Annotated in this window: 11 protein-coding genes; 3 read left to right on the top strand and 8 right to left on the bottom strand. The window is 35.6% G+C overall.

What is annotated here, in order from left to right; translation table 11 throughout:
- Positions 1-63 precede the first annotated feature (63 nt).
- The 5 genes from ACH3PA_RS17480 to ACH3PA_RS17460 all read right to left on the bottom strand — a co-directional run bounded on the left by ACH3PA_RS17480 (position 64) and on the right by ACH3PA_RS17460 (position 5,187).
- Positions 64-912 (bottom strand): universal stress protein, encoded by an 849-nt coding sequence (locus tag ACH3PA_RS17480; protein ID WP_416442414.1) that lies wholly within the window; start codon positions 910-912, stop codon positions 64-66.
- A gap of 90 nt (positions 913-1,002) precedes the next feature.
- Complete coding sequence (locus tag ACH3PA_RS17475; RefSeq protein ID WP_416442412.1) at positions 1,003-1,848, bottom strand: universal stress protein; 846 nt, start codon at positions 1,846-1,848, stop codon at positions 1,003-1,005.
- 166 nt (positions 1,849-2,014) lie between these two features.
- Positions 2,015-2,860, bottom strand: a complete 846-nt coding sequence (locus ACH3PA_RS17470; protein WP_416442410.1) for a universal stress protein — start codon at positions 2,858-2,860, stop codon at positions 2,015-2,017.
- 72 nt (positions 2,861-2,932) lie between these two features.
- Complete coding sequence (locus tag ACH3PA_RS17465) at positions 2,933-3,961, bottom strand: response regulator (RefSeq protein ID WP_416442408.1); 1,029 nt, start codon at positions 3,959-3,961, stop codon at positions 2,933-2,935.
- Positions 3,958-5,187, bottom strand: coding sequence for an ATP-binding protein (locus tag ACH3PA_RS17460; RefSeq protein WP_416442406.1), 1,230 nt, complete (start codon positions 5,185-5,187; stop codon positions 3,958-3,960). The genes ACH3PA_RS17465 and ACH3PA_RS17460 overlap by 4 nt, the downstream gene beginning before the upstream one ends.
- Positions 5,188-5,293: 106 nt before the next feature.
- Here ACH3PA_RS17460 and ACH3PA_RS17455 point away from each other — a divergent pair, with 106 nt between their 5' ends.
- The 3 genes from ACH3PA_RS17455 to ACH3PA_RS17445 all read left to right on the top strand — a co-directional run bounded on the left by ACH3PA_RS17455 (position 5,294) and on the right by ACH3PA_RS17445 (position 8,218).
- A complete protein-coding gene (locus ACH3PA_RS17455; RefSeq protein ID WP_416442404.1) occupies positions 5,294-5,578 on the top strand; it encodes a hypothetical protein in 285 nt (94 codons plus the stop codon).
- Between the two features lie 68 nt (positions 5,579-5,646).
- Complete coding sequence (locus tag ACH3PA_RS17450; protein WP_416442402.1) at positions 5,647-6,519, top strand: hypothetical protein; 873 nt, start codon at positions 5,647-5,649, stop codon at positions 6,517-6,519.
- A 241-nt stretch (positions 6,520-6,760) separates the two neighbouring features.
- Positions 6,761-8,218: a glycoside hydrolase family 130 protein gene (locus ACH3PA_RS17445; protein WP_416442400.1), complete on the top strand. Its 1,458-nt coding sequence runs from the start codon at positions 6,761-6,763 to the stop codon at positions 8,216-8,218.
- A 4-nt stretch (positions 8,219-8,222) separates the two neighbouring features.
- Here the strand turns inward: ACH3PA_RS17445 and ACH3PA_RS17440 are convergent, their stop codons facing one another.
- The 3 genes from ACH3PA_RS17440 to ACH3PA_RS17430 form a co-directional block, all read right to left on the bottom strand.
- A complete protein-coding gene (locus ACH3PA_RS17440) occupies positions 8,223-9,251 on the bottom strand; it encodes a glycosyltransferase family 4 protein (protein WP_416442398.1) in 1,029 nt (342 codons plus the stop codon).
- Positions 9,252-9,260: 9 nt separating this feature from the next.
- Positions 9,261-11,624, bottom strand: coding sequence for a glycosyltransferase (locus tag ACH3PA_RS17435; RefSeq protein WP_416442396.1), 2,364 nt, complete (start codon positions 11,622-11,624; stop codon positions 9,261-9,263).
- Between the two features lie 342 nt (positions 11,625-11,966).
- Entirely contained in the window at positions 11,967-13,121 is a 1,155-nt protein-coding gene (locus ACH3PA_RS17430) for an efflux RND transporter periplasmic adaptor subunit (protein ID WP_416442394.1), read from the bottom strand.
- Position 13,122 lies beyond the last annotated feature (1 nt).

The following is a 13,122-nucleotide window of genomic DNA, read 5'->3' as shown; positions in this document are numbered from 1 at the left end:
TGATTTTATAACTCAGTAAAATTGAGCTGATTTACTTTTTAACTTTTTTCGCCAGAGCGAAAATTACCCTCTATCGTGCATCGCCAGAATAGGAATTTTAGAATAGAAGCCCAATTCTTTTACAAGAGGTCTAGAGAAAATACTGCCAAAGAATGTATGTTTTCTGTTTATAAAGGCGATCATATCACTGCCTCGACTTTCTACAAAATTTGACAATGCCGTGGCGGTATCACCGCTATGCAGCGTATGAAATGTATGCTCTACAGCAGTGAAATATTCATCTAGCAAATTCTTGTTGTTAACCTGACTTTTATCAAGATTATCATTTGCTGCAATATGAACAAACCTTACAGCCGCACTTACACCTTTAGCAATATCAATGAGATTTTGAAGCTCTGTCTTTTTTACCTGAGTTCTATAGTCTGTGGGAAACACGACCTCTTTAAATTCTTTAAATAGCGCATCTTCAGGAATCGCAAGCACAGGGCAATTGCGTACAGTTTCCATCGTGTAAATAGTATTGCTGCCAAACAGAGTACCAAAAGTTCCAGAAGCTCCTTTTGTGCCCATAGCAACCAGCCCAATGTCTTTGCGTTCTACTTCTTCAAGAATACTGTCTATAAGCAAGCCAATTGAAGAGATCGTGTGATACGTGTGATTTTCATTATCGTCGCGCTCTTTAAGTTTAAGAAATAAACGCTCAAGACCTTCTTCGCTGTGTTTTTTACATTGCTCATAATATTTCTCTCCCGGCTCAGGAACCATCATGCTGTCTAGCAAATATGAATCTGGCTGGTAAGAGTTAAGAATATAGAAGTCACAATCTTCTTCTTTAAAGAGCTCTAATGTATATGTTAGGGCGTGCCATGCATTTTTAGAGAAATCTGTTGGTATTAATATTTTCTTTTTCATCTTGTTAAGTTTTAATGACATTTTAAAATTAAATGATTGATTTATAGAATACTATGACATTTATCAGTTTTAGAATTTTAATAGAAATGCTTATCGCGAAAAATTCTGCAGTACCAGAAACGGGATCTTGATATTGAGTTCTATCTTATCAATCTTAGAACTGTATAAAATACTTTCCATATAAGAATGTCTGGAATTTACCATTACCAGCAGATCGATTTCGTTTGTAGGAATAAACTCATTGATGCTCTCCAGAAGATCATCACCCGTTTGCTGGTGATAAACCATTTTATTGTTCTCAAGGCAATCTTCAAGAAACTCTTTGTTAGTTTGTTGTCTTATGCTTAATTCTTCATGTGGTGAGAGGTAAAGCATGTTAATTGTGCCTCTGTAGCTTTTGCTTAGCATACACAGCAGTTTGAGTTCTCTGCGTTTAAAGGGCATCATAAAATCTGTAGCAAACAAAATATCTCTGGGAGCTTCGTAATTAAAACCAGCTGGGATTGTGAGAACAGGTGCTTCTACATATTTTAAAACCTGTAGCGCATTACTGCCATAGGTTAGTTTGCGATCGTTAGTCTTACCCTTAGTGGCCATTATAACCACATCTATATTTTCTTCTTTTACGAGATCATTTACCTCGTCTATAAGTAAACCGAACTTAGCTATTGCTTTATAGGAGTGCCTGGGATTGGGAGAAAAATCTTTTAAATCTGCTTCTATGAGTTTAAACTGTTTGTTAACCTCATTTTCAATATTGGTTTTTACCTCGTCAAAGAGTGCACGCTCATACAATGCATTTTGATGATAGACATCATCTGCGTAGGCGTGAAGTATAAAATATTCACATCGCTCGTACTTAAATAACTCTGTCGCATAATGCAGTGCATTTAAAGCGTGGGTAGAAAAATCTGTAGGTATGACTATCTTTCTCATGACTGTAAGTGTTTGTTTTACAGCAATAAAGATAATTTTTAATAACGCTAGACACCATGATATATGTCATTAAAAAGGGAGGTTTTTGCATAAAAATCACCGATTTTCATAACCTGAAGGAAGATTTTAAGTAAAAAGATTATAGTTCTTGTAAATCTGTAGATTACTATCGCTCGTGTAATACTAGAAATGGTATTTGCGTATGGTAGCTAATCTTTTCTACAAGCGGTTCAAAAAGTAAGCGTTGTAAAAAGTTGAGATTTTTTGCAACCATAACTACCAGATCTATCTTTTTGTATTCTATAAAAGATTGCATGGCAGCCTCAATATTTGAGTGTGTGATTGTATGAAAACTATGTTGATGATCTTTTAGAAGAAGATCAAGAGTTTCCTGATTTGCTTTTTGAAAAGGCGCCAGATCTTCATTATTTTTTTGAATGTTAAGGATGCGTAGTTCTGCTTTATGCAACGCCAGGATTTCTGTGAGTCTGCGCAGTAATTCAGGTGTATAAATAAGATTATAATCTGTGGGGAAAGCAACTTCACCAGGAGCCTGGTATTTTGCTTTTTCAGGAACAATAAGTACTGGGCATTTTACTTTCGTAATAACGTCTGCAGTATTACTGCCTATTACAGCTTCCTTAAATCCAGAAGCTCCTTTTGTGCCCATAACGATATAGTCTATATCTTTATCTGTAACCTGATTTTTTACAGCTTCTGTAAAAAAAGTATATTCCTGCAGGAACACAAAATGATGATCTATATTGTTATTTTCTTGTCGCAGGGTTTTTATAAGCTTACACAATTTTTTATGGTCTGTTGCAATAGCCTCCTGCATCATAGCAGCGTTAATAGATGCAAATCCCATGCTTGTAGTAGCAGGATCTGCTATTGATTGTGAGACATGAAGTACATAAAAGGTGCAGTGTTCTTCTTTAAAGAATTGCAGGGCATATTGTATCGCGTTTAACGCGTTTGCCGAAAAATCTGTGGGTATAAGTATCTTCTTCATCGGGTTTTTCATTCAATAGGTCAAATGTATATCGATGAAAAATCCTGTAAAATGATAAAAATCACTTTAGTCTTATAAAACCTCTTTTAGACCTTTAAGATCGATGATCCTAATATTGCGACCAGTGATCTCAATAAGGTCAAGCTTTTTAAATTCTGACAGTGTTCTTATTAAACTTTCTTTAGCAATGCCGGCCACATTAGCCAGATCATAACGACCAATTGTTATCGTATTATCTTCGTTTTTCTGCAGTATATCTGCAAACTGAAGAATAGTTGAAGCCGTTTTACGTCGCATAGAGCTATAAGCCATTTGAAGAAGTTGACTTTTAACCTCGGCAAGATTTGAGGTGATAAGATTCATGAGTTCTAAAGAAAGATTCTGGCTACTGCTTAAAATATCTTTAAGATCAGATTTAGAAATTGCAGCAAGTTCTGCCTCTTCAATAGCCGTTGCCGTATCAGAATAAGGTTCATTCTGGCTTAGTGATGTAAACCCTAAAAAGTCATCTGCCTTATAAAGTGCTGTTGTTAATTCTTTGCCGCTTTCTTCAAGCCGGTGAGTTTTAATGACACCTTTAAGCAGTAAGAATATTTTGTTTGAAGATTCACCTTCATTAAATAAAATTTCACCTTTACTCACCTCAATAATTTCGCCTTCATCATCAAAATAATTTTTTAGCTCATTGATGTTTTGTGGACTATCATCTGCAGATGTACTTTCATAAGTAAGTATTGCTTTTGCTAATCTGCTTCTAACAGCGCTTATAAGGTCTTCTTCTTCGTATGGCTTAGTAAGATAATCATCTGCCCCAAGATCCATACCTTTGCGTACTTCTTTGTGTTCTGTCTTTGCAGAAAGAAATATGAACGGGATGTGTTTTGTCTCTTCTTTTTGTGATAAAGCATCAAGAACCCCATAACCATCTACTTCTGGCATCATGATATCACATATAATTAGATCTGGATGCGTAGATAATGCTTTCATAATTCCCAGTCTCCCGTTAGGAGCGGTTAATACTTCAAAACCATTTAACTCAAGCAGTTCTTCAGTATTTTCTCTTACAATTTGATCATCTTCAATCAATAATATATTTGTCATGACTTTTGTGGTTGTAGTGGTATTTTCATGGTAAAGGTTGTACCGGTATCTGTACTGATAAATGATATTGTGCCACCTAGATTGTTCAGGTGGCTTTGTACAATATTAAGACCTATGCCGGTGCCTTGATGTGTAAGTACATTTTGTGCTCTAAAGTATCTTTTAAATATAAATTTCTGTTCCTCTTCCGGGATGCCCATACCTTGATCCTGAACCGAAATTACCAGAAAATCACCCTCTTTTTCCACTTTAAGTGTTATAATCGTGTTCTCTGGTGAATATTTTATGGCATTGCTTATCAAATTAGAAAGGGCCAACTCGAGTACTTTCTCATCAAAGCTCAACGTATAATCTTCTATCTTTTGTGGAAATTTGATTTTCTGCCCTGATTTTAAAAGCATGTTAGCATCATAAACAACCTCGTTAATGACCTTACTTAATGGGAAGGTTTCATATTTATAAGTCACTTTACCGGTCTCAAGACGTTCTATTGACAGGAAATCATTGAGAATATTATCAAGGTATTTAATCTTGCTTTTAATGATATTGAGGTGTTTCTCGCGTTTTTCCTGCTGCTCTGTAAGGGTATATTTACTTGCCAACGAAGCAGATGAAAGCATACCGGTTAACGGAGTTTTAAATTCATGCGAAACTAAAGAAAGGAATTTGGTTTTCAGTTCACCAAGATCCTTCTCTTTTTGAAGCGACTCTTTCATGCGAGACTCAGCTTCTTTGCGCAAGAGCACTTCTTCCTGCAGCTCTTTTACAGTGACTTTTAGTTTTTTTGTTCGGGCCTCTATCTTTTGTTCCAGCTGTGAGTTGAGCTCTCTAATCTCCTTTTCCTGAGCTTTACGTATTGTAATATCTATGACAAGCGCCATAACATAGCGCTTACCAGAAACTACAAAAGGATTTAAACCTGCCTCTACAGGAAATAAGTTTCCGTCTTTTTTTCTCCCATACAAATCGCGACCGTGACCCATTTGTCTTCGGTCTGTATGTGTCATAAAACCGGCAACATAACTCTGGTGTACGTGATGCAGATTTTTAGGAATTAAAATATCCAGATGACTGCCCGTTAATTCGTTGTCTTCATAACCAAACATTTCACTGGCAGACTTATTTATCGCCACAATATTCTGGGTTTCATCTACAACTACAACTCCTTCAGAAATTGCTTCTGAAAGTAATTTGAAAATATTGCTGTTCTCATCAAATACACGCATGCTCAAAAATACAATAATCAACCACTTATTTAACGATGACAAATGTCATTGTCTCTGTTTTAAAACACAGGTAGTTTTGATGTATAATTTTAAAACGAAAAAAGTTATGACACTTTACAACAAAATTAGCGAGGATTTTTCTGAAAACTTTATAGGGTATTCTGCCCTGGCTATTATTGCTTCTACTTGTTTGGGAAGTATTGCTGTTATGGCAGTTTTATTACATGGGCATCATGCAGCGCAAATGTTTATGGTTTTTCTGGTGGTGACTGCTTGCAGCGCACATAATGCCTCAATTATAACTGTACAAAAACCTGCTGTAGTTTTAAAATTATTGATTGTGAGTTTGATGACTAGCCTGTTAATTATAATAGGCAATTACATTTTTTAGTTGGGTAAAAGGTGGAGGTTGTGGTGATCTTCACCTTTTTTATTTCATTAAAATTCTAAACTTCGATTATGCGTCTAATACTAATTTTTCTTGTTCTGTTTAGTTTGATTTCCTGTAAAAAAGCAATCACAAATGAAACTATTGCACCAGAGCATCAAAAAACCGTAACAGACTCTTTCGCTAAAAAACCTCAGGATAATGTTATTATTTTAAACGAAAATGAGCTTGAAAATCGGCTAAATAAGCAGGTTTTTCGGCTAAATAAGGCTAAAAATCGGCAGGAAGAACTGGTGATCAGTAAACATCTGCACAAAGAGAATGAGTTTTATGAATTAGATTATACGTTTCCCTATTTAAATGAAAATATCAATAAGTCTTTTGTCGCTTTTAATATATTTATGGAAGATAATTACTTAAATATTGAGAAAGTAACCAATCAGATTCTTGAAGATACAGAATTACTATGTGATACTTTAAGAATGGAACGCGTACGAGATAAGCGATTAATAAACTATAAAGTGCACAATGCTAAAGATGATCTGTTAAGCATTGTGATTTACAAAGAGAATTATTATTCTGGGGCAGTGCCCGCTACCAGTTCTTTTACGGGCTTAAATTATAACCTTGATAGCGGCGAATTTCTGGATTATGATTATTTCTTTCAGCGCGATAGTGAGCGTGAAGTTCTTTTTAAAATTAACGAAGTTATCAAGCGCAATATAATGTCTGGAGATATGTATTATGATTGCTGGCAAATCTCAGATCACGATTTTAGTGTGTACAAAAATAATTTTGTGATCAATGACAGTTCAATAGAGTTTTACTTTGACGATTGTATCATGTGTCCTGCATATACCGGTATTTATTCTTTAGAAATACCAACTTGGGAATTAAAAGATGTTCTTAAAAATTACACTCTACCCGAAATACCTTTATTATAGATCGCTATTCTTGATTAACGAGAATTTAATACTTAATTATCATTTTATCTCAAGATTCTATATCTTTTGTTAAAGTTGGTTTTTTGCTAAAATCACCCTGCCTGCTTCTTATCTTCTACATGTTTATTTCATAAATTTATCATGAAAGCTTTGAACTTTTATAGAGTTCAATGTTAAGCACAAGAAACGATTTCATTAAGAAATTTTTCAGTGCTTGAGAGTATTCACTTTAAATCTTTACATGAGAGTAACTGTTACTAGAAAAGATTGCAAATTCCTACCAGATTCCAGCAGAGTTTTAGCTCGTTTTTTTGACAACGGAGAAGTACGTACAAAAGAGCTTGTAGGTCGTATTATGAATATGAGCGAGGAGCAGGTAAATAAAGAGCTTGATCATACGTTTAGAGATTTCGCCGGAAGGCATCGCAATATTTCTAAAATTTTTCTGCGCCATTGTAATAACCACAGCGGTTTGATACAAAGCATGGATATTGATTATGAAAATCTTTCTAAGACCAGAAAGATGCTTATTGGTTCATACAGCACAATGGAATATTCTATTGAGTCTGCCGCCTTATTTAATCCGTCAATAATTGAAGATTTTGATCAATCTTTTTTAAAGAAAGGCGAGAAGCGCATTATTCTTTCTTTGCGAGCCACAGGTGAGGGCCATCTTTCTTCTATTGTCTTTCGCAGGGCAATTCTCGATGAGAACAATGATATGCGTGTGATGAAAGTGCGTAATCATGTCACTCAGGCAAACATTGGTCAAAAACACACATATAACAAAGCGCGGTTTTTTGAGAAATTAACCGAGATGGAAATTCCACATAAATATTCTTCTTCAATAATGGACAGGCTTCCTGATCAGTTTGAATATGAAGAGTTAAAAAGATATGTAGATGAACAACTCAACAGTGATATTAGCACCACACGCAGACTTGGGCTTGAGGAGATAAAATGGCTTGTAAATTCATATTACGATGTAAAGTTTAAGATAGACAGCGATATTTCAGAACGTGTGCTTTTCCCTAGTTCACCATCAGAAAGTAAAGGCATGGAAGATGCCCGTTTTGTAAGATTTACAGATGACGATGGCACAGAGAAAATTTATGCTACTTATACCGCTTACAACGGGCATACGATAATACCTAAGTTACTCACAACAGAAGATTTTCAAACCTTTAGGATTATGCCTATTCACGGCAGTGGGGCGCAGAATAAGAATTTCGCTTTGTTTCCGCGAAAAATAAAGGGTAAATATGCTATGCTTGCGCGAATAGATGGTGTAAATAATTACCTCATGTACTCAGATCGTAACACATTATGGAATGATCCTGTACTGATACAAAAACCTAAATTTCCTTGGGAATTCACGCAAATAGGAAACTGTGGGCCACCATTATATACAGATGAAGGCTGGCTGGTTTTGACACATGGTGTAGGCCCTATGCGCAGATATTGCATAGGAGCTTCACTTTTTGATCTTGAAGATCCTACAAAGGAAATAGGCAGACTAGATGAACCTTTGCTTGCACCTCTGGAGGATGAAAGGGAAGGTTATGTGCCTAATGTGGTTTATTCATGTGGGGCATTGATTCATAATGACAGTCTTATATTACCTTATGCAGTTTCAGATTATTCATCATCGTATGCAGTAGTAAATATGGAGGAATTGATGACTGTACTTAAAAGTTAGAAAATCAAATAGCAGAAATACTGCTTTGGGTAAGTACTTTATGGTAAACTTCTACATAGGAGTCTACCATTCTGTCTTTGTGAAATAGATTCAGAGCGCGGCGTCTGCAGTTTTCTGAATCTATTTTATGAAGATTTGAAATTGCCTGCGTTGCTTCATCAGCAGTTTTAACCAGATAACCATTTTTTCCATTTTCTATCAATTCTGGCATACTTCCCCTGTTAAATGCAATTACCGGTGTGCCGCACATCATTGCTTCGGCCACGCTGAGGCCAAAAGGTTCATCAAAATAAATAGGATGTAGTAAACATTTTGCTTTGCCTAAAAGAGGGTCGCGAGATGTAGCATTTACATTTCCTAAATAAGTAATACGCTCGTTATCAATATGCGGAAAGACTTCATTTTTATAATAATTTTCATCTTGAATTAAACCGGCAATTTTGAGAGGTAAATTGGCTTTTTTAGCAATTTCTATTGCAGTGTGCGTACCTTTATCAGGATGAATTCTCCCAAAATATAACAGATATTCTTCTTTTTCTTTTCGAAAAGTAAATTGCCCGGGATCTATACCATGATAAATAGTACGTTCATATTTCAATCGCTCGCTGCGGTCTGCATCTGATATTGAAATATAGGTATTGGTATTATTGTACTTTTCATATACCGGAAGAATTTTTGAAGATGAAAAACCATGAATCGTCGTGACCATAGGCGTTTCAATCAGCCTCGAATAGCTAAGCGGAAGAAAATCAAAATGATTATGTATCACGTCAAATTGATCTGCCTTTTCTATAAGGTTGCTTATATGTAAAGCTTCCCAGACTTTAGCATCCAAGCTTGGATCTTCAGCATACCCTTTAGGACAAACAGAATCTAATCGCGCTGAGGTTATTGAATCCCCGGTTGCAAAAAGTGTCACCTCATGACCTAAATCTACCAGTCCTTCTGTAATAATTGATGCCATTTGCTCCCAGGGACCATACTCTGTGGGAGGTGTTCTCCATGCAATTGGGGATAAAATGGCAATTTTCATAATCTAAAGTTAGGCAAACTTCTTTGTCTTGATAAGCTGAGAATTTGATCTGTCTATCGATTTTGTATAGCCAAACGCCATTCTTGATAATAAATAGCTAATGGTAGATTCTGCCCCTTGATTTAAGTTGATATTTTTTTCTTCTAAGCCATCATAACAACCACCTGTACAGGTATTATATATAATTTCGTTAAGGTGATTATCGCCTACAAACCAGTTAAAGCCTTCTTCCATTTTTAGATCAAAACCTTTATTAGGAAAAACCTGATTAAAACGCTGAAGGGCAAGAATAGTATAAGCCACGTCAATGGGTTGCTCGCCGCCGGGAGCAATTATTTTCACTTCTTCATCCCGCTGACACCAATTTTTATTTGATATTACACTTATACTGTTACCACAATAAATTTTAGACAATAAGAATTTAAAAGTACTTTGAGCAGTCTGTTTAAACTCCTCATCTAAGGTTGATAAATATGCACAAAGCATTGCATCTGGCAGTACAGCATTACCATAAGTGAGATAACTTTCATACCACTGCCAATCCTTTCTTGATTCATGCCTGTACATTTGCTGCATCCGCTTGGCAAATTCACTGATTAAAGAAATTACACGCTCTTCATTATTTTTTAAATTATAGAAGTACAATCCTTTTATAGCAAATGCCATTGCGCGCGTAGAATAAATTTCGGGTAGATAATCGAGTGTCTGGTTTATGATAGATTCAGATTGTTGAACAGATTCAATAAACTCCTTTGGATAAAGTTCACTTTTTGAGATAAAATATCCCAGTGCCCATATTGCTCTTCCTATACTATCCTCGAGATTTACTTCATTATTTTGATCTGTAAACTCCTTTTTCTCATTTACATAATTTAAAAAGTTGGCCTTGCCCTGATAGCAGAAATGAACAAAATCCAAATAAATTTTAATATAGGGTAGAACACTTTTATCTCGAGACAATTCATAATGTTTGCAAGCGGCAATTAAAGCTCTGGCATTATCATCGAGTGTATATCCTGAATCAATATCAGGCTGATTAATTTTTGAAAATTGAATTATTCCTAACGCCGTTGTCATTTTTTTAAGATGACTAAGATTTATATCGGGCTTGCCATAACTGAGGTTAGGCATGTTAGGAATAAGTTTTTCAAAAACACGCATATGCAAGATCGCTACATTCTCCCAGGCAGTTGAAGCCGATTGATGCATGGCATTGAGGCTCATGTTTCCTCTCAGGTGGTTGTCGCTTAGCAATTTGTTAACGGCATCGCTTAATTGAGAAGAATTTTCAAAATCGATCACTATCCCGGTATCATTTTTTAAAACTTCCAGTACATGAGGAATAGGAGTAGAGATTATTGGGCACCCGCAGCTTAAAGCGTATGAAAAGGTACCGCTTACTGCCTGATTAGGGTCTTTAGAAGTAAATAAATAAATGTCTGAAAGTTGCAGATATTCTAGCAGTTCATCTAGTTGCATAAATCTATTTAGAAAACGCACATGTTTACCAATACCCAGAGTTTTAATTTTTTCCTCCAGAAACTCACGATACGTTTCACCTTCTTTAATTTTAAGGCCGGGGTGTGTTTTGCCTATAATTAAGAATATAACATCTTTGTTACGTTCAACTATTTGGGGCAATGCATCGAGGGTTGTTTCAATACTTTTGCCGGGGCCTAACAGGCCAAATGTGGAAAGCACTTTTTTACCTTCAAGACCGTATTTTAGCTTAAGCTCATCTCTGTTCTCATATTTAACTAAATGTGTCCCATGGGGAACAACCTCGAGTTTTTCAGGCGAGATCTCATAGTATTTATCAAGCAATTCAACTGAGTTATGCGTCATCACCATAATGCGCTGAGCTATTGCTGCAATTTCTTTCACATGAACATATAATTCTTGTGAAGGCGTGGGCAATACAGTATGAAATGAAAAAGTAATAGGTTTTTTAATACTTCTCAAAAAATTCAGGAACTGTTGTTCCTTTCCATGAAAAAACCCGAATTCATGCTGAACGAAAACCAATTCTATTAAAGGATTAGAATTTATACGATTGGCTGCTTTTATATAAGAATTGTCTTGTTCTGTATTAAGGGTATATTCAATTCTTTCATCATCGTAAATATTACGTTCGCTGTCATTTTCCAGCGGACAAATCAAAAATTGAAAGGAAGCACCAAATTTTTCTTCAAGAACACCAATTAAATCCTGAGAATATGTGGCAATACCACATTCTCTGGGGGGAAATGACGTGATAAAAAGTATTGCAGGAAGTTCTTCTTTTATTGATACAGGTTCTCCTTTACGCTTTATTTGTTTTTCTATTTGGGAGATGTTACCATCATTTAAGCTTAGGATTTTTTCGTTTTTCATTTTTGGCAATTATTTCAGAACACTTCTTTTTAGCAATTAACTGTAATCAACTTTATGTTCTCAGTACAAGACTGAAAGAGGAGAAATAAAGCCGGATTTACTTGATGCGGTTAAATTACTCTTGTGCATCTATATTTGCCACAGTTTTAAATTATTATTAACTGTTAATTCCTTGATAATTAAAAATTTTCGTAAAAATTGAGGATTGTTAATATGATTGCAGTGAGATATATTTAAGATTAAAGGAATTAAACCCGTATGCAGGAGGTGGCCCAAAGCTTCAAATGGAGAAATACAGAAAAAATCAAATTATTTTTAGTTATAGATAATCTCCCTGAGCTTTTATTCAGTAATTAAGGTAAAAGCTCCTTTAATCAAAAACTGAGAATCCTTATCAAAATCTGCGAAGTTCTCAATAACTGTTAAACCGTTGTAACTGGCACCTGTTTTTACTTCTTTCTGGTCAAAGTGATATCCGTTTACATCTTGTGAATTCAGGACTAACACATACGAAGTATCATCTACTGAAACAACAGCTTCATTGGGAAGAGCCATTTGCTCAACTTCCCCCGTGATGATTTGCGCTTCTACAAACATACCTACCGAAAATTCAGGTGTAGATTCATCCTTTACCGGGTGACCGTGAACCTTGATTGTTCGTGTTTTTTCATTAATCGATTTTCCTACCAGATGTACTTCGCCTTTATAAGACTGCGGTGAAGATTCCGGAATTTGAAATTCTAAAGGCTGCTCTTCTTTCACTGGCATAATGTCTTTTTCAAAGACACTTAACTCTAAGTGAATATGATCTGTATCTATAATCTGCATAATCTCATCTGCCGGCGAAACATAAGCTCCTGTACTCACCATAACCTCAGAAATAGTCCCCGAAATAGGTGAAAAAACGGTCACAACAGAGGTAATATCGCCCGCTTCAACCCGGTTGACATTAATATTTAATAACTGTAATTTTCTCCGCAGACCATTAGTCATTGCCAGCGCGCGTTTATAATCACTCTCTGAACTTAAGAATTTCTTTTGCGAAGTAATATTCTCATCAAGCATGGTTTGCTGGCGGTCATATTCAGATTTTAGGTAGGTCAGTTGCTCTTTATTTTCCAGATAATCTTGCTGCATCTGTATAAAATCAGGATTTTCAAGTGTGACAAGCGGTTGTCCTTTTTTTACTTTGTCACCTATCAAGAGAGGGGTGTTTTTAATATAGCCTCCGGAAAATGCACTTATCACAGCTCTGTTTTGAGGCGGTACATCTATCATTCCTGTTGCCTCCACGATATCGGGAAAAGTATGTTCGCTCATTTTGCCCAGCTGCATATAACTTTGGTCAAATTGCGGTTTAGTAACTGTAATATCTCCTTTTTTAGAAGACTGTGATGTTGTAGGTTCAGTTGTAGTTTCATCTTTCTCAGAAGAATTCCCACAACTTAAAAATGTAAGGGCAAATAGCAATAAAAAAGTATAAGTATAGGTTCTCATG

The organism is Leeuwenhoekiella sp. A2 (assembly GCF_047946655.1).
GTDB lineage: Bacteria > Bacteroidota > Bacteroidia > Flavobacteriales > Flavobacteriaceae > Leeuwenhoekiella.
The sequence above is the reverse complement of the archived record's forward strand: the minus strand, read 5'-3'. Positions and strand labels throughout refer to the sequence as shown.